General features: G+C 59.3%; 14 protein-coding genes and 1 tRNA gene. 12 read left to right on the top strand and 3 right to left on the bottom strand.

Going from position 1 to position 18,455, the window contains the following annotated elements; genetic code table 11:
- The first annotated feature begins 83 nt into the window (after positions 1–83).
- Together ACFOOP_RS04645 and ACFOOP_RS04640 are read left to right on the top strand one after the other, a co-directional pair.
- Positions 84–2,543, top strand: a complete 2,460-nt coding sequence (locus ACFOOP_RS04645) for a DNA translocase FtsK (protein WP_379879696.1) — start codon at positions 84–86, stop codon at positions 2,541–2,543.
- Positions 2,544–2,796: 253 nt separating this feature from the next.
- Positions 2,797–4,239 carry a class I SAM-dependent methyltransferase gene (locus ACFOOP_RS04640; protein ID WP_379879695.1) on the top strand — a complete coding sequence of 481 codons (1,443 nt, stop codon included), beginning with the start codon at positions 2,797–2,799 and terminating at the stop codon, positions 4,237–4,239.
- A gap of 43 nt (positions 4,240–4,282) precedes the next feature.
- On the opposite strand, the gene ACFOOP_RS04635 is transcribed toward ACFOOP_RS04640, so the two are convergent.
- Positions 4,283–5,749, bottom strand: a complete 1,467-nt coding sequence (locus ACFOOP_RS04635) for a sensor histidine kinase (RefSeq protein WP_379879694.1) — start codon at positions 5,747–5,749, stop codon at positions 4,283–4,285.
- Between the two features lie 136 nt (positions 5,750–5,885).
- On the opposite strand from ACFOOP_RS04635, the gene ACFOOP_RS04630 reads away from it, so the two are divergent.
- Complete coding sequence (locus ACFOOP_RS04630) at positions 5,886–6,737, top strand: fatty acid desaturase (RefSeq protein WP_379879693.1); 852 nt, start codon at positions 5,886–5,888, stop codon at positions 6,735–6,737.
- A 78-nt stretch (positions 6,738–6,815) separates the two neighbouring features.
- Here the strand turns inward: ACFOOP_RS04630 and ACFOOP_RS04625 are convergent, their stop codons facing one another.
- Complete coding sequence (locus tag ACFOOP_RS04625) at positions 6,816–7,187, bottom strand: tRNA-binding protein (protein ID WP_379879692.1); 372 nt, start codon at positions 7,185–7,187, stop codon at positions 6,816–6,818.
- Positions 7,188–7,626: 439 nt separating this feature from the next.
- Here ACFOOP_RS04625 and ACFOOP_RS04620 point away from each other — a divergent pair, with 439 nt between their 5' ends.
- The 4 genes from ACFOOP_RS04620 (at position 7,627) to ACFOOP_RS04605 (ending at position 14,430) form a co-directional block, all read left to right on the top strand.
- Positions 7,627–10,230 (top strand): TonB-dependent receptor, encoded by a 2,604-nt coding sequence (locus tag ACFOOP_RS04620; protein ID WP_379881507.1) that lies wholly within the window; start codon positions 7,627–7,629, stop codon positions 10,228–10,230.
- A gap of 87 nt (positions 10,231–10,317) precedes the next feature.
- A complete protein-coding gene (locus tag ACFOOP_RS04615) occupies positions 10,318–12,315 on the top strand; it encodes a tetratricopeptide repeat-containing sulfotransferase family protein (RefSeq protein ID WP_379879691.1) in 1,998 nt (665 codons plus the stop codon).
- Positions 12,312–13,910 (top strand): BCCT family transporter, encoded by a 1,599-nt coding sequence (locus ACFOOP_RS04610; RefSeq protein WP_379879690.1) that lies wholly within the window; start codon positions 12,312–12,314, stop codon positions 13,908–13,910. The genes ACFOOP_RS04615 and ACFOOP_RS04610 overlap by 4 nt, the downstream gene beginning before the upstream one ends.
- Before the next feature lie 37 nt (positions 13,911–13,947).
- On the top strand, positions 13,948–14,430 hold the full coding sequence (locus ACFOOP_RS04605; RefSeq protein WP_379879689.1) for a MarR family winged helix-turn-helix transcriptional regulator: 483 nt from the start codon (positions 13,948–13,950) through the stop codon (positions 14,428–14,430).
- A gap of 66 nt (positions 14,431–14,496) precedes the next feature.
- Here the strand turns inward: ACFOOP_RS04605 and ACFOOP_RS04600 are convergent.
- Positions 14,497–14,571, bottom strand: a tRNA-Gly gene (locus ACFOOP_RS04600).
- A gap of 127 nt (positions 14,572–14,698) precedes the next feature.
- Between ACFOOP_RS04600 and ACFOOP_RS04595 the strand changes: the two genes are divergently transcribed.
- The 5 genes from ACFOOP_RS04595 (at position 14,699) to ACFOOP_RS04575 (ending at position 18,453) form a co-directional block, all read left to right on the top strand.
- Positions 14,699–15,277, top strand: a complete 579-nt coding sequence (locus tag ACFOOP_RS04595; protein ID WP_379879688.1) for a prolyl-tRNA synthetase associated domain-containing protein — start codon at positions 14,699–14,701, stop codon at positions 15,275–15,277.
- 71 nt (positions 15,278–15,348) lie between these two features.
- Positions 15,349–16,278, top strand: coding sequence for a tetratricopeptide repeat protein (locus tag ACFOOP_RS04590; RefSeq protein ID WP_379879687.1), 930 nt, complete (start codon positions 15,349–15,351; stop codon positions 16,276–16,278).
- Positions 16,279–16,296: 18 nt separating this feature from the next.
- Positions 16,297–16,956, top strand: coding sequence for an LON peptidase substrate-binding domain-containing protein (locus tag ACFOOP_RS04585; RefSeq protein ID WP_379879686.1), 660 nt, complete (start codon positions 16,297–16,299; stop codon positions 16,954–16,956).
- Positions 16,957–16,986: 30 nt separating this feature from the next.
- Positions 16,987–17,196, top strand: a complete 210-nt coding sequence (locus ACFOOP_RS04580) for a Trm112 family protein (protein ID WP_379879685.1) — start codon at positions 16,987–16,989, stop codon at positions 17,194–17,196.
- Positions 17,197–17,310: 114 nt separating this feature from the next.
- Complete coding sequence (locus ACFOOP_RS04575) at positions 17,311–18,453, top strand: GNAT family N-acetyltransferase (protein WP_379879684.1); 1,143 nt, start codon at positions 17,311–17,313, stop codon at positions 18,451–18,453.
- Positions 18,454–18,455: the final 2 nt, after the last annotated feature.

Here is an 18,455-nt window from a genome sequence, read left to right as displayed (position 1 = left end):
TTTTTGAAAAAGCCGTGGCAAAGTCCGCGTTAACGCTTTTTCGTCCGCAAACTGTCCGTTCCAAAGCCAGATTCAGTCGTCTTATGTCGTCTACATCCCGCACCTATTCCCGTTCGGCCCGAGGCCGCAGCCGGCCTGATCCGTTCGCTGATCTCGCTGAGCGCCTGCGGGCGTTTTCGCGCGGCGCATTGATGCGCGCGGGCGGCGCCGCGATGATCCTGCTGGCGCTTTGGCTGGCGGTTTCGCTGGCGAGTTTCACGATTTCAGATCCGACCCTCAACACGGCGACGCCGGCGCCGGTGCGCAATCTCGGCGGGCCTCTGGGCGCCATTGCGGCGGACCTCTTGCTGCAGTTTATCGGCGGCGCGGCGGTGCTGCTGGTTGCGCCGCTGGCGATCTGGGGCGGCGCGGCTTTGTTGCGCGGCGCGCCGGAAGAAACCCCTTCCGATTTCTGGCGGCGTCTTGCCGTCGCTCCGGCCGCGATTTTGGCGGGCGCGGCGTTTCTCGCCTCCTGGCTGCCGCCGCTCGACTGGCCTTATGTGGTGGGAACCGGCGGTCTCATTGGCGGCGTTCTGTTCAATGGCGTGACCGGGCTTTTGTCCTTTCTCGGCGCCGGGATCGCCCGCGCGTTGACGGCGGGTCTTTTCGCGATGGCGACGCTGGTCGCCTATTCCATTCTTTGCGGGGTCACGCGCGAACGCCTCGCCGACGCATGGTGGACGGTGGAAGACGGCGCCCTTGCCTTGCGCGATGCGGTTGAGGATTTGCGCGCGCGGTTTGCGGGCGAAGCGGCCGAGGAAGATGACGAAGAATACGAAGAAGGCGACGAGGAAGAAGACGAGTACGAATACGAGGATGAGTATGAAGACGAGGATGGCGACCTCGAAACGGAATATGACGAGGATGGAGAGCCCATTCTCGCCGCGCCAGCGCGCTCCAAACGCCGCAAGATCATCCGCAAAAAGAGCAAAAAGAAAGAAAGCAAGCGTGAGCGGCGCGAGGCGCAGCCGTCGCTGCCGGTCTTCTCCGCCGACGATTTCGAATTGCCGCCGCTTAATCTCCTCTCTAAGCCGAACGGTGCGCGCCGGGCGGTGGTCTCCGACGAAGCGCTGGAACAGAATGCGCGCATGCTCGAAAACGTGCTCGCCGATTTCGGCGTTCGCGGCGAGATCATCAATGTGCATCCGGGCCCGGTGGTCACGCTATACGAACTGGAGCCGGCGGCAGGAACCAAATCGTCCCGTGTTATTGGCCTTGCGGACGATATCGCCCGCTCCATGAGCGCGGTCGCCTGCCGCGTCGCAGTCGTCCCCGGACGCAACGCCATCGGCATCGAACTGCCGAACCAGGACCGGGAAATGGTGTTCCTGCGCGAACTGCTCGGCGCAGAAGACTATGAACATTCCGGCGGCGATCTGACCCTGGCGCTCGGCAAATCGATCGGCGGCGAGCCGACTTTCGCCGACCTTGCGCGCATGCCGCATCTTCTGATTGCGGGCACCACCGGGTCGGGCAAGTCCGTCGGGATCAACACGATGATCTTGTCGCTGCTTTACCGGCTCTCGCCGGAGCAGTGCAAACTCATCCTCATTGATCCGAAAATGCTGGAGCTGTCCGTTTATGAGGGCATTCCGCATTTGCTGTCGCCGGTCGTCACCGATCCGAAAAAAGCGGTCGTTGCGCTGAAATGGACCGTGCGCGAAATGGAAGAACGCTACCGGCGCATGTCGAAGGTTGGCGTACGGAATATTGAGGGTTTCAACACCCGCGTCGCCGAAGCGGAAGAGAACGGTGAGCTGCTGAGCCGGACCGTTCATACCGGCTATGACGAGGAGACGGGCGAGCCCGTCTATGAAACCGAAGAACTCGAATATGAGCCCATGCCGTTCATCGTCGTCGTGATCGACGAGGTGGCGGATTTGATGATGGTGGCGGGCAAGGACATCGAGGCGATGGTTCAGCGCCTCGCGCAAATGGCGCGCGCCGCCGGCATCCATCTCATCATGGCGACCCAGCGGCCGTCCGTCGATGTCATCACCGGCACGATCAAGGCGAACTTTCCGACCCGGATCTCGTTCCAGGTGACGTCGAAAATCGACAGCCGGACGATCCTTGGCGAGCCCGGCGCCGAACAGCTCCTCGGCCAGGGCGACATGCTCCATATGGCCGGCGGCGGGCGCTTGCGCCGCGTCCATGGCGCGTTTGTTTCCGATGACGAGGTCGAGAAGATCGTCAGCTTCCTCAAGAAACAGGGCGCTCCCGATTACGTTCAGGAAGTCACCGAATTGCGCGAGGATGACGGCGGCGCCTTTGACGGGCTGGATCTCGGCGGCAATACCGGGTCCGGCGATGCGCTCTATGACAAAGCGGTGGCGGTCGTTATCCGCGACCGCAAGGCCTCGACATCCTATGTTCAGCGGCGGCTTCAGATTGGCTATAATCGAGCGGCGACCCTCATCGAACGGATGGAGGATGAAGGGGTGATCTCGCCTGCGAACCATGCGGGCAAGCGCGACGTTCTGGTGGGCGACGACGCCGCCTGACGTGTTTTACCGGCTTGTTGCTGGCGCAATTCGTGCAGTGCGGCGCTATGTCCAAGGCGGAAATCCCTCAATATGCCCGTTTTTGATAGCCGAAACGATATAGAATGCTCCGCACGCGCCAGTTTTCTCTGCTTTGATTGCGAATCCGAGTTTTAACCATCGGTTTTCCGCAGGAAGCTTGCGTGATACGTTGTTTTTTACGATTTGTTAGGCATACTCCGAATGAGGGGAGAGTTTTATTTGGGGTGGCGTAATGTCGAAGAGCTACGAGAATCTCCCCGGCGCAGCCGGTAAGGCGCGGTTTTTCCGCCCGAACCGCTATGAGGCGTCGACGGTCTTTGCCGGGTCTCCCCCGCGCCTGACCTTTGAAGATGAAGTCTTCGATCTCGACAATATCAGCGCTGCTGGTGCCGGCTGCATCGCCCGTGGCCGCGGCGGCGATCTTGGCGCTCCCGCAGGTACGTCCGGCGTCCTGCGTCTCACCCAACATGGCCGTGAACTCTTTCTGGGCGCCGCTCGCAAGGTCCGCAGGCTCGCCGGCTCGAGCGGCGTCAGCGTCGGCTTCGAGCTTGAGGCGAACCGGTTCGACCTCGACTGGCTGATCCGCGAAAACGCCAGCGTGCTTGCGCGCGAAGGGCGCGGCGTCGCGCCGGACCTTGAGCCCGACATCCACTATAAATCATTTTGCGCTGACGCGACGGCCTTTCTCGGCGGCTATCTCCTGCGCATTCAAAAACATGTGGCGCCGATCGAAGACCGTTGCACGGCGGACGATCTCAATGACATCGCCCGCGATCTCGCCGCCGCCGCCGAGACCGAGTGGCTCGATCTCATCAGTCGGGGTAACGAGCTGACCGCACGGATCCATAACGACAAGCAAAAACGCATCGCCTACAAATCCTACACCGAACGCACGGTCTCCCAGGTTCTTATGGGCGGCCCGGGCTGGGCGCGCTGCTATTACAAACCGGCGGGCTATCCGGGCGACTACAAGATCATGAATTACGGGTATGATCCGAGGCCGGAAGGCGACACGGTCGCGCAGAAATTCCTCCACCTTCTCGGCATGAGCGCCTCGCGCTTCGTCATTACGCGCATGGAAACCGTGGCGAGCCTTATCGCCGACTATGCCGCGGCGCGTGGTTCCGAGGGCGGCGAGTTTACCGTCACCAGCGTCGGCGCCGGGCCCGCTCGTGAAATCAAAGACCTTCTGGAGCTGGCGCCTGAAAACACGCGCTGGCGCATCAATCTCGTCGATCAGGAGCCGGCCGCGCTCGACTACGCTTTTGACAGCGTCGCGCGCCTTTCGGAGCGGGATCGCCTGAGCATTCGCGGCCTCAATATTTCCTTCCGCGAGATGCTTCGTCCGTCCTCTGACAATACCGTCTTTGTCGGCAATGACGTGATTTATTCCTCAGGTCTTGTGGATTACCTGAACCCGCTGCTCGCCCAGCGCTTCGTCAAACGGCTTTATGATTTCGTGAAGCCGGGCGGTCAGGTGATTATCGGCAATGTGAACAATCTCGAGACTGGCCGGATCTGGCCGCTCGAATACGTCACCGACTGGAGCCTTTACTTCCGCAACGAGGACGAGATGCGGGCCATGGCCTGCGATATCCCCGGCGCGAAAGTCTCGGTCGTGTCCGATCCGCTCGAAGCGATCTACTTCCTCGTTGTCGAGAAACCGGCCGAGTAAGCCGCATTCTGTTTTGATTTTGACGCTGGAAAGCCCCGGTTCGTCAGGCGTAGCGCGCCTTTTTGGGCTTGCCTTCAGCTTTCGCTTTTGGCGGGTTGAACCGGACGATGGCGCAGGTGCCTGTATGCCCGTCAGAGGCGAGCCTGACAGTCGCGTTCTGATCTTCAAAAATATGCTTGGCGACGGTCAGCCCTAGACCCAGCCCTTCGCGCGACCGCACCAGCGCCGACTCGCTCTGGGTGAACGGCTTCATCGCTTTTTCGATTTGCTCCGGCGACATGCCCCGGCCTTCATCGCGAATAGCGAGTTCATAGGCGCCGTCTTCAAGTTTTTCTCCGCTGATATGCAGCGTCGTGCCCGATTCTGAGGCGTGTATCGCATTCTCGATCAGGTTGTTGATGGCGTAGCAGGTATGGACGATGTCGATATGGAGCGTTGCATCCTTAAGCGCTTCCGTTTCGACGCGGATGCCGGCCTTTTCCAGCGATGACCGCATGCGTTCTATCGCGACGTCGACAAGCTCTGTCGCCGATGTGTCGACGATTTCATATTTCATCTTACCGGCAGTGGCGTCGACAAAACGCAACATTTTCTGGATACGCGACAGAAGGATATGCGCCGAGCCGTGAATCTCGCTCAGGTGACGGGCGTTATTGCCGGGATCATTCGCCGCCTTGAAGGAATTAGAGACAACTTCGGCATAGCCAATGATCTGATGCAGCGGCGTTCTGAGCTCGTGGCTCATCATGGACAGGAAATTGATCTTTGACTGGTCGGCTGCGGTGGCTTCGATCAGGAGTTTCTCGATGACTTCATTGTCGCGCTTGCGCTGTTCGTCGCGCAGCCAGATCATCCGCGAGCGGATCTCCTGCATGTAACTCGTCGCCACGGCGACCGCGGCTATGGAAAGCATGAAGAAGTGGCCCGAAATTACATCCACATTCGAAAAGGCGGGTCGCATATTGAGAACCGCCAGATAGACCGCCGAGGTCGAGATATAGGCCGCCGCCGCCACCCGGAAGGGAATCCGCATGATGCAGGACGCCGCAACAAAAGTGACAAGGACGCCGATGATATAGGGCGGCGCGCCCTGCGGCGGGATGATCGCGATCATTCCGATGATGGAAAGCCCTGACAGCCAGATGCCGGCGGCGCTGAGCCAGCCGAAATGCGGTTTCACTTTCGGCACGAAGGAAAGCGGGATCAACGCCGCAATGGCGCAAGCGACGATCACCCGCATGGTGAGCACCGTTTGCAGCCCTTCGGAAATAGTCAGGACGTCGAGGATCCAGTAGCCGAGATAGGTGAAGATCACCGTGTACCAGAGCAGGCGCTCGGTCGGCAGGGTGGTTTCCACGAGCTTGTGGATATAGCGCCGCTCCGTGTCATCGGCTCTGAAGCGGGCTGTCCATGGCGAAATGCCGTCTCGTTCCAGGGTTTGCTGGAAGACGGTTAGCGGATTTGGCTTCTTCTGAAGATCCAATCCGGCGGAATTAAGAGGCGGCGCCATGATTTTTACTACCGCAAGAGAGTTAACGAGGTTTTGGCGGCGGCCAGTAAAGACGCGCCCTTTCGATTGATTTTCAGTAGGTTTTTCACGGCGGAAGTCGCTTGCGGGAAGGTAAACAAAGACTTAATGTTTCCTTATGACGGATGTTGGATCCCTTGATGCTTTTGCGCGGGCGCGGCCCGTAGCCCGCGGCGCCGCATGGCCGACCGTGGCGTTCTTCTTCGCGCTCTGGACCGGTCTTATCGCATCCGTAACGGCTTCTTTGAACGGGGCGTTTCCCCTCTGGGCGGGGTGTCTTGTGAATGCGGTGCTTCTTTATGTGCTGGCGCATGTCAATCACGAAGCCATTCACCGCAATATTTCCGGCGGCAATCCGCGCCTGCGCTGGCTGAATGAGGCCATTGGCCATTATGGCAGCATCTGGTTCTTTTTGCCTTTCCAAGCCTTCAAGGCGGTGCATCTTGCGCATCACCGCGCGCCCAACGATCCGGCGACGGATGGTGATATGTGGGTGGCGAAAGAAAATCCGGTGACGGTTTTTCTGCGCTGTTCGACCATTCTCTGGGGGTATGAGCTGCAGCTCTGGCGGATGATGCGCGAGGGGACGCTGAAGCGTAACGAGGCGATTTCGATTTACGGCCAGCGCCTTGTTGTCCTCGCCGCATGGATTACGCTGACGGCGCTTGGCTATGGCGCTGAAACATTCTTCCTCTGGATTTTGCCGGCGATGCTGGTGATGCCGGTGCTCGCGATGTTTTTCGCTTACATTGTGCACCGCCCCCATGACGAGACCGATCCGTACCGTTCAAGCAATGTCATTCTTGCGCGCGGTCCGCTTCAATCGATTGTGACGGCGGTCTTCGTTTTCCAGAATTATCACCTCATCCACCATTTGAATCCGCGCATTCCATTCTATGGTTATGGCGAACATTTTCGCGCCCGCCGCGCTGAGCTTGAAGCCAAGGGCGCATCGATTACGACGCTCTGACGTGCGCTTCTCCTGTTCAAGATAAGCCTGTAAAATAAGGGAAAGTCGAACGCCGCAGCATTGCGCGAACGCTTTTGCTTAAACCAGTCTTGCGCCGTTCGGTACGGCAACGTCCGGGCGAAACAGGACGATGTTTCTGTCATCATCCGGAAACCCCAGCACCAGCACTTCGGAAATGAACGGGCCGACCTGACGCGGCGGGAAGTTGACGACCGCCGCCACTTGTCTGCCCAGCAGCGCCTCGGGCGTGTAGTGCGCCGTGATCTGCGCCGAGCTTTTTTTAAAACCAATGCCGGCGCCGAAATCGACCTTCAGTTTGTAGGCGGGCTTGTGCGCCTCAGGGAAGGGCTCGGCGGCGATGACCGTTCCCACCCGGATGTCGACTGCAAGGAAGGCGTCGAAATCGATGTCTCCTGCGGCGGCGGCAGTGGGATCGAATACATTATGCATGAGCGGCTCCAAAGACTGGCCCGGCCCTGTCTAATGCGCCGGGCGGAAAAGTGGAATGCCTTGGCGGCGCTCTCACGACGCTTGGGCATGAAGCCTGAACCGTCAGCGGCCCCGCCGTATTTTCCGGGCTGCCGGCCCTGTCGCGAAAAGAGCCCTTGCGCCATATATATTTTTGAAATTCAAAATAAACTTCCTCGGCGGATATATTTAAGTCATTATAATCATATAGTTATGATCAAGTCATGGAATTTTGCAGCCGATATGTTTCGTTTTTCGAAACACTCTCTATAACCCCCTCATCACCATCATTTTGCCGGTGTGAGCTGCGTTGAGGCGCTTTGATGCGTCTTCCGCGTCCCGGCATTCAAAAACCTGCCGAAAAGGCGGGGCAACCAATCCGAGGGGATTACAAGTGAAACAGTACCTGACCGGCGCATCCATGCTCGCCGTTTCCACAGTCTTATCTTCCGCCGCCTATGCGCAGGTGGACCAGATCGTCGTCACCGCCACCAAGCGCACCGAGAATGCACAGGACATTCCCGTCGCCGTTCAGGCGCTCGGCTCCGACAGCCTCGACGAACTGCGCGTCGATAATTTCTCCGACTATCTGGTTCAGCTTCCGGGTGTCACCGCCGGGGGCAGCGGGCCGGGCCAGAACACGATCTATATTCGCGGCCTCGCCTCAACGACGCCGAACCTGACGACAGCGGGCGTTGCGGGTCTTGCGCCGAATGTTGCGCTTTATCTTGATGAACAGCCCCTGGCGCAGCCGGGCCGCAACCTTGATGTTTATGCGGTTGACCTTGAGCGCGTTGAGGTTCTGCCCGGACCGCAGGGCACCTTGTTCGGCGCCAGCTCTCAGGCCGGCACGATCCGTCTGATCACCAACAAGCCGCGCCTTGGCGAATTGCAGGCGTCGGCCTCCACCGGGGTTTCGACGACTGACGGCGGCGAGATGAGCGCCAAATTCGAAGGCATGCTCAATATTCCGGTGACGGACGATTTTGCTGTGCGCATCGTCGGCTATATCGATGATCGCGGCGGTTATATCGACAATGTGCCGGGCACACGCAACGCCTCTGAGTCCGCGCGCTTCCGTCCGGAAGGAACCGTTCGCGCCAATGGTGTTCCGGTTTCCGCGCAGCGCGCCGGTTTTCAGTCAACGGATGATCTGTCAGGCGTCACCTTCCTTGACGCTGACAACGCCAATCTTGTCGAGGAAGATTTCAACGACACCAAATACACTGGCTTTCGTGCATCGGCGCTATACGAAATCAATGACGACTGGCGCATTACGGTCGCCCATGCGCGTCAAAAGCTCGATTCGGAAGGGGTTTTCTTCACCGATCCCGATCTTGATGAATATGAGATCCAGCGCTTTTCCGAAGATCGTCTGGACGATGACTTCAACAACACAAGCTGGACAATCGAAGGCCGCCTTGGCGCGCTGGAAGCGCTTTACACCGGCGCCTTTACTGATCGCGACACCAATCAGCGCGTTGACTATTCCGACTATCTCTTCGCCGGTCAGTATCTGCCCTATTATATTTGCGACGGCGGGGTTTCTTACCCGGGCGGCGCGCCCATGGGGACGTGTCAGGCGCCGAACCTCCTGGTCGATTCCGTTACAGAGACACAGGTCTTCACCCACGAGTTGCGTTTCAACACGCCGGCGGAAAAGCGCCTTCGCGCCACTGTCGGCGGCTTCTACAGTGATCTGACGCTGGAAGAGCGCAATGATTTCACCTATCCGGGCTCCGTCCTCGCCGATGTTTTCGGACAACCGGTGCCGGGTCACCCCAATAACGGTTTTGCGCCTAACTTTCCGTTCACAACCGGCTTCACGTCCGATGCGGGTCCGTTCCCGGCTGACGTGATTTTCAGAAATGACATTCGCCGCACGGACAAACAATTCGGCTTCTTCGGTGAGGCGAGTTTCGAGCTTGTGCCCGATACGCTGACGCTGACCTTCGGCACGCGCTATTATGATATCGAAGTCGATTTCGAAGGCAGCGCGAACTCGTCTTTCTGTAACTCCTTCCAGGCGGACGCAAACGCGTTCGGCACGGATATCAGCGACATTTATAATGGCGACGGTCAGGTAACATTCCGCGGCTCGTGCGACACCAGCCGTCACATCACCTACAATCAAGGCCAGACTATCGCCGATATCATGGCGACGGACCCGGCCTTGTCGACAGCGCAGGCGACGCAGATTTTCAACGCCCTCAGCGCGCCCGACAAAGCGGCGACAGACGGTTTCATTTTCAAGGGCAATATAAGCTGGACGCCGACGGATGATCTGTTGTTCTACGCAACCTATTCCGAAGGCTTCCGCCCGGGGCTTCTCAACCGTCCCGGCGGTGCGACCAACGGGAGCGGCTACACCGTACCCTTCGCCATCGATTCTGATGAGGTGACCAATTACGAGCTTGGCTGGAAAATGCAGCTGTTTGAAAATCAGCTTCAGCTCAACGGCAATGCGTTCTTTGTTGAAATCGAGCGCCTGCAAACGACGATCTTCGATCCGAGCATCGTCAACCTCTTCTTCTCCGACAATGCGGCGAATGCGGAAATTCTCGGCGTCGAAGGCGATGTCATTTTTGCGCCCACCGCGATTGACGGCCTGACGCTCACTGGCGCCTTTTCGGTGCTCGACACGGAGATCAAGGAAGTCCTGATCCCGACCAATGACGTTCTTGTCGGCGGCGATCTTGCTTATGCGCCGAAATTCCAGGGCAATATCCGCGCCCGTTATGAATGGGAGCTTTCAACCGGCCTGCGCGCGCATCTGCAATCGCAGCTTGTTTATTCCGGCTCGTCTTTCAGCGACATCATTGAAATCAACAAGGCGAAAGTGAACGCCTGGACGACGGTGAGCGCCTCTTTCGGCGTCGCCGGCGAAAAATGGTCGATGGAAATTTTCGGCGAAAATCTCGGCAACACTTATGGCGAGCTTGCAAATAACTTTGTCTATGATCGCGATCGCACCACCGTCCTGCGGCCGCGAACCATCGGCGTGCGGCTCGGCTACACTTACTAGGGGACGCGCCGGTGAAAGTCGGTTCGTAACCCATCTCATGAAAGCGCCCCTTAGTCAGGGGCGCTTTTTCGTCAAAAGGCGGCGCCCTTGTCGGCAACGGAAGAAAGCACAGAGGCCAGACTTCGAGAAGCGCAGCGGTTGATGACCGCCGGGCGGTTTGAAGATGCGCGCATGGTGTTGGCGCCGATGCTTGATGAGGCGCCGGATAATGTCGATGCGCTTTATATGAGCGCTGTTTGCGCGCGCTATCTGAGCCAGCCCGAAAAGGCTGCGGCGTATCTGCAACAGCTGAAGTCCGCATCGCCGGATTTTGGCCGCGCCTATCAGGAAGAAGGCCACCTCGCGCGTTCGACAGGTGACTTGGAAAAAGCGTTGTCCGCCTACGGACAAGCCGTGCGGGCCAATCCGGGCCTTGAAGCGAGCTGGCGCGCGCAGGAAGAGATTCTGAGGGAGCTCGGCCGCACCGCCGCCGCCGCACAGGCGAAAGCACAGGCCGAAAGACTGGCGAGCATTCCCCGGGAGTTGCTTGCCGTCACGAATTTCATTCACGAAGGAAAATACATCAAGGCGGAAAATCTCTGCCGCCGGTTCCTTCAGCAACATCCCCGCCATGTGGAGGGAATGCGGTTGCTGGCCGATGTGGGCGCGCGTCTGGGTGTGCTTGGTGACGCGGATTTCCTTCTGGAAAGCGCCATCGCCTTTGAGCCGGACAATATTCAGCTTCGCCTTGATTACATTCAGCTGTTGCGCAAGCGGCAAAAATTTCAGGCGGCGCTGGACCAGGCGAAGGCGCTGTATGAGCGCGACCCTCACAACCCCCTGTTCCAGTCGCATTACGCCATTGAGAGCCTGCAAACCGGTGACTTTGAAAAAGCGCTGGGCCTTTTCGACAAGGTGCTGGAGACGCTGCCGGACGATCCGGCGACCCTGACATCGCGCGGGCACGCCTTGAAGACATGGGGGCGCACGGACGAGGCAATCAAGTCCTATCGCGCGGCCTTTGCAGCCAAACCCGATCAGGGCGACGCCTATTACGCGCTCGCCAATCTCAAGACTTATGAATTCACTGACGAAGAAATTGAGGCGATGCGGGTGCAAGAGGCGCGCAGCGAGGCCGCCTATCAGGACCGTTTCCATCTTTGCTTTGCGCTTGGCAAAGCGTGCGAAGATCGCGGCGATGTTGAAACGGCGTTTTCTTACTATGCGCGCGGCAATGAATTGAAGCGCCTGAAAAGCGCGTATCGCGCCGACGACATGGACAAGGAGTTCCAAGCGCAGGTCGATATCTGCACCGCAGAGCTTTTCAATGCGCGCGCGGGCGCCGGTTACGACGCGCCGGACCCGATTTTCATCGTCGGTTTGCCGCGCGCGGGCTCCACCTTGCTGGAGCAAATTCTGGCGTCGCACAGTCAGGTCGACGGCACGCTGGAGCTGCCGAATATCCTGTCGCTTTCACAAAGTTTGCGCGGGCGCCGTCGCGCTGGCGGCGAGTCCGATTATCCGAAGATCCTGCAAACCCTGCCGGCGGAAAAATTCGCCGACATGGGCAAGGCCTATATTGAGGATACGCGCATCCATCGTGCGGGTGCGCCCTATTTTATTGACAAGATGCCCAATAATTTCAGGCATATCGGGCTCATCCACCTGATCATGCCGAACGCAAAGATCATCGATGCGCGGCGCGAGCCCATGGCCTGTTGTTTTAGCGGCTACAAGCAACTCTTCGCAGAAGGCCAGGAATTCACCTACGGCCTTGAGGATATCGGGCGTTATTATCGCGGCTATGTGGAGCTCATGCGCCATTGGGATGCGGCGCTGCCCGGGAAAGTGCTGCGGGTGCAGCATGAAGATGTGATTGACGATCTCGAACGTGAAGTGCGCCGGATGCTCGATTTCTGCAGGCTTCCTTTCGAAAGCGCATGCCTGGATTTTCATAAAACCGAACGGTCCGTGCGCACGGCGAGTTCCGAACAAGTGCGCCAGCCCATCAACAAATCCGGCGTCGATCAATGGCGCCGGTTCGATCCTTTTCTTGACCCTTTGAAAAAAGCGCTCGGCCCAGCGCTGACGGAGTATCGCGCGTGACGAATGAGCATGAAGAATTATTGCCTGAAGAGCTGGCGCCCGAAGAGTCCGTTTATGAAACGGACTACACCACGGGACAGGACAATATCGAGGTGTTGGGACTTGATATTCATAACCCGGTCTTTTTCGCCAGCGCCGCGTTGATTTTAAGTTTCGCCGGGTCGGTGCTGCTTTTCCCCGACAGCGCCGGCGGGGTTTTGACCCATGCGCGTGACTGGACGCTTCAGCATTTCGACTGGTTCTTTGTCCTCGCGACTAATGTCATTTTTCTTTTTTGCCTGTTTATCGGCATATCGCGCTTCGGCGATATCCGGTTGGGCGGGCCTGACGCCAAACCTGATTTCGGCGTCTTGTCCTGGCTCTCCATGCTGTTTTCTGCTGGCGTTGGCATCGGACTGGTGTTTTACGGCGCGGCGGAGCCGACGGCCTATTACACGGACTGGTTCGGCACGCCGCTTGACGTCGCGGCGCGCACGCCCGAGGCGGAACGGCTCGCTTTCAGCGCAACGATTTTTCATTGGGGCGTCACGCCCTGGGCCGTCTATGCGGTGATGGGATTGTCGCTCGCCTTTTTCACTTTCAACAAAGGTCTGCCGCTCACTATCCGTTCCGCTTTTTACCCGCTTCTGGGTGAACGGGTCTGGGGCTGGCCGGGGCATTTGATCGATCTCCTGGCTGTTGTCGCCACGATCTTCGGTCTCGCGACATCGCTCGGTCTCGGCGCCAAACAGGCGGCGAGCGGCCTTCATTTTCTCTTTGGCGTTGACAACGGGCTTGGCACGCAAATCGTCCTGATCGCCGGCATTACTTCCATGGCGATTTTTTCTGTGGTGCGCGGGCTTGATGGCGGCGTGAAGCTGCTCAGCAACATCAACATCGTGATTGCTATCCTCTTGCTGCTCTTTGTGATTGTCGCCGGCCCGACACTGGCCATCTTCAAAGGCTTCGGCCTCAACGCCGTCGCCTATGCGATGGACAGTTTCCGCCTCAGTAACTGGATCGGCCGCGACGACACCGAATGGTTTCATGGCTGGACAATCTTTTACTGGGCGTGGTGGATTTCCTGGTCGCCTTTTGTGGGCATGTTCATCGCGCGGGTGTCGCGCGGACGAACAATTCGCGAATTCCTGATTGCGGTGATGGGCGTGCCGGTGATGGTCGCCATTGTCTGGTTCACGGCGTTCGGCATGACCGCGATCGATCAGGTCAAGGACGGCGTCGGCGTGTTGCCGGCTGGGATTACGGAAGTGTCACTTGTCTTGTTTCAGATGCTTGAGAATTTGCCGTTCCACCAGATCTCTTCTTTTGTCGCGATTGTTTTGTTGATCGTGTTTTTCGTCACGTCGTCGGACTCAGGCTCTCTTGTCATCGATAGCATCACGGCGGGCGGCAAACTTCATGCGCCGGTGCCGCAACGCATCTTTTGGGCGACCATGGAGGGGCTGATCGCCATCGTTCTGCTCGTTGGCGGCGGCTCTGCGGCGCTTTCTTCGTTACAGGCCGGGGCGATCACTGCGGGCCTGCCCTTTACGGTGGTGTTGCTGGCGTGTTGCGTGAGTCTTTTGCGCGGCTTAAGGGAAGAACTGACTGGTTAGGAAAAGAGCCAGCCTTGCAGGGGGAGCCACCTGACTTATGACCAGCCGGATCGATCACGCTCTTATCGCCCTGCGGCAGATTTTGCGCGCGACAGAGATCAGCTCGCGCGCGCTTGCAAAACAGTGCGGCCTGACGCCGTCGCAACTCATCCTGATGGAGATGATCGCCAAATCCGGCGGCGCGGCGCCGAGCGCGCTTGCAAAAGACATTTCGCTTTCTCATGCAACAGTAACTGCGCTGATCGACAAGCTGGAAAGCCGCGGGCTTTTACAACGCACGCCGGATGCAACCGACAAACGGCGAGTCACAGTGATGTTGACGGAACAGGGCGCGGCCATTCTCGAAAACGCGCCGAGTATTTTACAGCAGCGCTTTGAGCGCGGTTTTGAAAGGCTGGAAGACTGGGAGCAGTCTTTTCTGGTCGCGGGCCTGGAGCGGGCGGTGGCGCTGCTTGACGCCGAGGAGCTTGACGCCGCGCCGGTTCTCGATGTCGGCGCGATTGGCGAGCCGACCGGGTGAGGCGACGCCGAAGATTGGCCGCGAAGCCGCGACCTTCATCCAAGGAATTGATTTTATTGCGAAAATTGGAGCGGGCGATGCGATTCGAACGCACGACCTAAACCTTGGCAAGGTTTCGCTCTACCCCTGAGCTACGCCCGCTCACTGACGTATTCGACCGTCTTGATGGTCGATCGGGGCCGCTATATGCACGAGGGCCCGGCGCTTTGCAAGCCTCAATCTGTGGCGGTGGAAACAGCGGTGAAAGAAACGATTTGGGAGCTTTTCGATGAGCCTTGAGGAGAAGACCGACAGCGCAGACAGGGCTTCGGCGGCGGGCCCCCAACCTGGGCCGGACGCCAAGACGCGGTCGGAGCTCTTCAGTTTTTTCGATCAGGCTGACATCCCCAACAAGACCGTGGAGCATCCGGCGATCTTCACCGTGGAAGAGGGGCGCGACTACAAGAAGTCCATGCCCGGCGGGCATTCAAAGAACCTTTTTCTCAAGGACAAGAAAGGCGTTCTTTATCTTGCGGTGGCGCTGAGCGAGACCAGGGTCGATCTCGTGGGGCTTGGTAAAAGGCTCGGGGCGAAAGGCCGGCTTTCCTTAGGCAAGCCAGAGCTCATGACCGCCACCATGGGGGTCATTCCTGGGGCCGTTACCCCCTTTGCTTTGATCAATGAGAGCGCCCGGGCGCTCTCGACGGTGATCCTCGACAAGGCGCTTCTTGACCATGATCCGGTCTGGTTTCACCCTCTGGAAAACACCGCTTCCACCGCTATTCGCCCCGCCGATCTTGTGCGTTTTGTGGAAGCCTGCGGCTTCACGCCGCAAATTCTTGACCTCGCAGCTCCGTTTGAGGGCTGAAACGGCCCCGCTTGCCGGTTGCGTTTCGCTGCGTGCGCCCTCATTTATGAGGGAAGGTATGGAGACTAGGCATGACTGAGATCATCGGCGGCGGTGCGGCGCAAGGACAGGCGGATGCAGATCTGATCAAGGACTCAACGATTGAGACCTTTGAGGCGGATGTTCTCGCCGCGTCCATGAAAGTTCCGGTTATCGTTGATTTCTGGGCGGACTGGTGCGGCCCGTGCAAACAGCTCGGCCCCATGATTGAACGCGCCGTCCGGGCGGCGGGCGGCAAGGTGCGGCTGGTGAAGGTTGATATCGACAAGAACCAGATGCTTGCATCGCAGATGCGCATCCAGTCGATCCCTACGGTCTATGCGTTTTTCCAGGGTCGTCCTGTCGACGGTTTCCAAGGCGCCTTGCCGGAGAGCGAGATCAAGGCGTTTATCGATCGCTTGCCTCAGATGGACGGCGCCGCGGGCTCCATGGGCGGCCCCGATCAGGATTATCTCGCTATGGGCGATGCGGCGTTTGAGGCTGGCGACGTGACGACGGCGGCGCAGTTTTATGCGCAGGCCGCACAGTCGGACCCGGAAAATATTGCCGCGCTTGCGGGGCTCGCGCGCTGTCATCTTGCCCTCGGCGACAAGGATCAGGCGCGCGACACTCTCGCGATGATCCCGGAAGCCAAGCAAAACGACCCAGCGGTGGCGAGCGTCAAGGCCGCGCTTGCGCTAGCCGAGAGCGGTGGTAAGGGCGGTGATCTTGCGGCGCTAGAAGAAGCGGTGGCCGCGGCGCCGGACGATCTTGAAAAACGGTTTGCGCTCGCCAATGGGCTTCTCGGCGCCGGCGCCATGGAATCGGCGATTGACGCGCTTCTCGCGGTCATTGAACGCGAGCGCGACTGGAACGAAGGCGCGGCACGCGAAAAACTTCTGACGGTGTTCGAGGCGCTGGGCCATGGCCATCCCGCCACGGCGCGTGGCCGCCGCCGCCTGTCCTCGATCCTGTTTTCCTAAAGCCCGGAGCAAACGCCCATGAAGGGGACGAAAGGTCCCGCGAGACTGAAAGCGAAGCCGGAAACATTACCCTTGTTTCCGCTTGCTGGCGCCTTGCTGCTCCCCGGCGGACAATTGCCGCTGAATATTTTCGAGCCGCGTTATCTCGCCATGGTGGATGCAGCGCTCGCGGGCGACCGGCTGATCGGCATGGTCCAGCCGCGCGACGAGACCAACCCTGAAAACCCGGCGCTTTACGATGCGGGTTGCGCCGGTCGCATCACTTCTTTCGCGGAAACAGCTGACGGTCGTTATCTGCTCAATCTCACCGGCACCCACCGGTTCCGTCTGGCCGAAGAACTGGCCGGTGATGCGCCCTACCGCAGGGTGCGCCCGGACTGGTCGGCTTTCGGCGCCGATGATGAAACCGACATCACCGCCGATGCGGTCGACCGTGATGCGCTTCTCGCCGCGCTTCGCGATTATCTCGATACGGAGCAATTGGAAGTCGAATGGGAGAAGGCCGCCGCAGCGCCGATCGAGGCGTTGGTGGTGTCGCTCGCCATGGGGTGTCCGTTCCAGCCCAATGAAAAACAGGCGCTGCTCGAAGCCAAAACTCTTGCGGACCAGGCTGAATGCCTCACCGCGCTGATGGCGTTGGCGGGCGGCGGCGATGATGACGGCGCGCCCCTGCAATAGGGCGTTTGCGCAAACAGGAGACATGCGATCATGACGGAAATGGTGCCGCCGGAGCTCGACAAGCGGCTTTTGGAAATTCTTGTCTGCCCCCAGACCCGCGGGCCCCTGGTTTATGACCGCGAGCGCGGCGAGCTTTTGAGCAAAAAAGCGCGGCTCGCCTATCCGGTGCGTGACGGGGTGCCGATCATGCTGACGGATGAGGCGCGCAGTCTTTCCGATGATGAAGTGCGCGCGCTTTAAGCCGCAGCCGCGAGAGGCGCGAACCGGCAAGAGCTGTGCAAGAATTCGGGACAGGCGGGCGTAAAACCGCGCCTTTATGTGCCGTAAGAAAACAGGTTCGGAGACAAAGCGCCGGTGACTGCGCAGGGGGACATCATCGAAGGCGGGGCCAGCGGCGACAAAGTTCGCGCGGCGCTGATCTCGTGCGGTGAGGCGGCGGCGCTCGAGGCCGCCATGCCGGCCCTGTGTGAAGGACTGATTGAAGACAATCCCTTTTTTGCCCCGGCGGCGCTGTTCCCCGCGCTCAAGGCCTATGGCGATGAGAAAACGCGCCTCGCCTGTGTCTGGTTCGGCGAGCGGCTGATCGGCCTGTGGCCCGTCGAGCAACGGCTGTTCTACGCCAAGCTTCCCTATCGTTACTGGGCGACCTGGACACATCCTCATTGCTATTATGGCGCGCCGCTGATCGCGCGCGGATTTGAAGAGACCGCGCTTAAGGAGCTGTTTGCGCTATTATGTGAAAGCGATGAGGGCCGCAGTTTTGTCCGGCTTGGGCGTATCGAGCGGGATGGGCCGGTCTATGCCGCGGCCGCAACGACTGCCGGGTTGGACAAGCGCATGGCCTATGAGGCTGGCGCCATTGCGCGCGCGGCATTGCAGGGCGGGGCGAGTGCGGAGGCGACGCTGGCGGTCCATGTGCGCAAAAAGAAACGCAAGGAATTGCAACGGTTGCGCAACCGCCTCAACGAATTGGGCGAGATTGCCGTACGAGAAGCAACGCCTACGGATGATGTCGCCGCATGGGCGGAGGAATTTCTGCTTCTCGAAGACAAAGGCTGGAAGGGCAAGAAAGGCACCTCCCTGAAATCGAGCGATCACGACGCCGACTGGTTCCGTCAAACATTGAAACGCGCTCATGATGCGGGCGAGCTTCACCTGATGCGCATCGACCTTGACTGGCGGCCCATTGCGATGCTGGCGACGCTCGTCATCAACGGAGCCGGATATTCGCTCAAGATATGCCACGATCCCGATTTCGACCGGTTTTCTCCGGGCGTGATGATCGAGATTGAGGCGATGCGCTCACTATTGGGTCGTGCTGAATTCCGCTTTGCTGACAGTTGCGCCGCGCCGGATCATTCTATGATTAACGGCCTGTGGCGGGCGCGCCGCGTGATCACCGGGCTGAATGTCAGCGGCCGTGGGCTCGTATCGAAAGCGGGGTTAGCGCTGGCGAAAGCGCTTGAACAAGCGCGCGACCGGTTTCCGAAGGAGTAGGG

It is taken from the genome of Hyphococcus aureus, from assembly GCF_042643165.1.
In the GTDB taxonomy this organism is placed as follows: Bacteria; Pseudomonadota; Alphaproteobacteria; order Caulobacterales; family Parvularculaceae; genus Hyphococcus; species Hyphococcus aureus.
The sequence above is the reverse complement of the archived record's forward strand: the minus strand, read 5'-3'. Positions and strand labels throughout refer to the sequence as shown.

What these genes read in the sequence shown, in the direction of transcription:
- ACFOOP_RS04590 (WP_379879687.1), top strand. Translation starts at nt 15,349, where the DNA reads ATGACTGAGATCATCGGCGGCGGTGCGGCGCAAGGACAGGCGGATGCA.
- ACFOOP_RS04580 (WP_379879685.1), top strand. Translation starts at nt 16,987, where the DNA reads ATGACGGAAATGGTGCCGCCGGAGCTCGACAAGCGGCTTTTGGAAATT.
- ACFOOP_RS04585 (WP_379879686.1), top strand. Translation starts at nt 16,297, where the DNA reads ATGAAGGGGACGAAAGGTCCCGCGAGACTGAAAGCGAAGCCGGAAACA.
- ACFOOP_RS04620 (WP_379881507.1), top strand. Translation starts at nt 7,627, where the DNA reads ATGCTCGCCGTTTCCACAGTCTTATCTTCCGCCGCCTATGCGCAGGTG.
- ACFOOP_RS04635 (WP_379879694.1), bottom strand. Translation starts at nt 5,749, where the DNA reads ATGGCGCCGCCTCTTAATTCCGCCGGATTGGATCTTCAGAAGAAGCCA.
- ACFOOP_RS04630 (WP_379879693.1), top strand. Translation starts at nt 5,886, where the DNA reads ATGACGGATGTTGGATCCCTTGATGCTTTTGCGCGGGCGCGGCCCGTA.
- ACFOOP_RS04640 (WP_379879695.1), top strand. Translation starts at nt 2,797, where the DNA reads ATGTCGAAGAGCTACGAGAATCTCCCCGGCGCAGCCGGTAAGGCGCGG.
- ACFOOP_RS04625 (WP_379879692.1), bottom strand. Translation starts at nt 7,187, where the DNA reads ATGCATAATGTATTCGATCCCACTGCCGCCGCCGCAGGAGACATCGAT.
- ACFOOP_RS04595 (WP_379879688.1), top strand. Translation starts at nt 14,699, where the DNA reads ATGAGCCTTGAGGAGAAGACCGACAGCGCAGACAGGGCTTCGGCGGCG.
- ACFOOP_RS04605 (WP_379879689.1), top strand. Translation starts at nt 13,948, where the DNA reads ATGACCAGCCGGATCGATCACGCTCTTATCGCCCTGCGGCAGATTTTG.
- ACFOOP_RS04645 (WP_379879696.1), top strand. Translation starts at nt 84, where the DNA reads ATGTCGTCTACATCCCGCACCTATTCCCGTTCGGCCCGAGGCCGCAGC.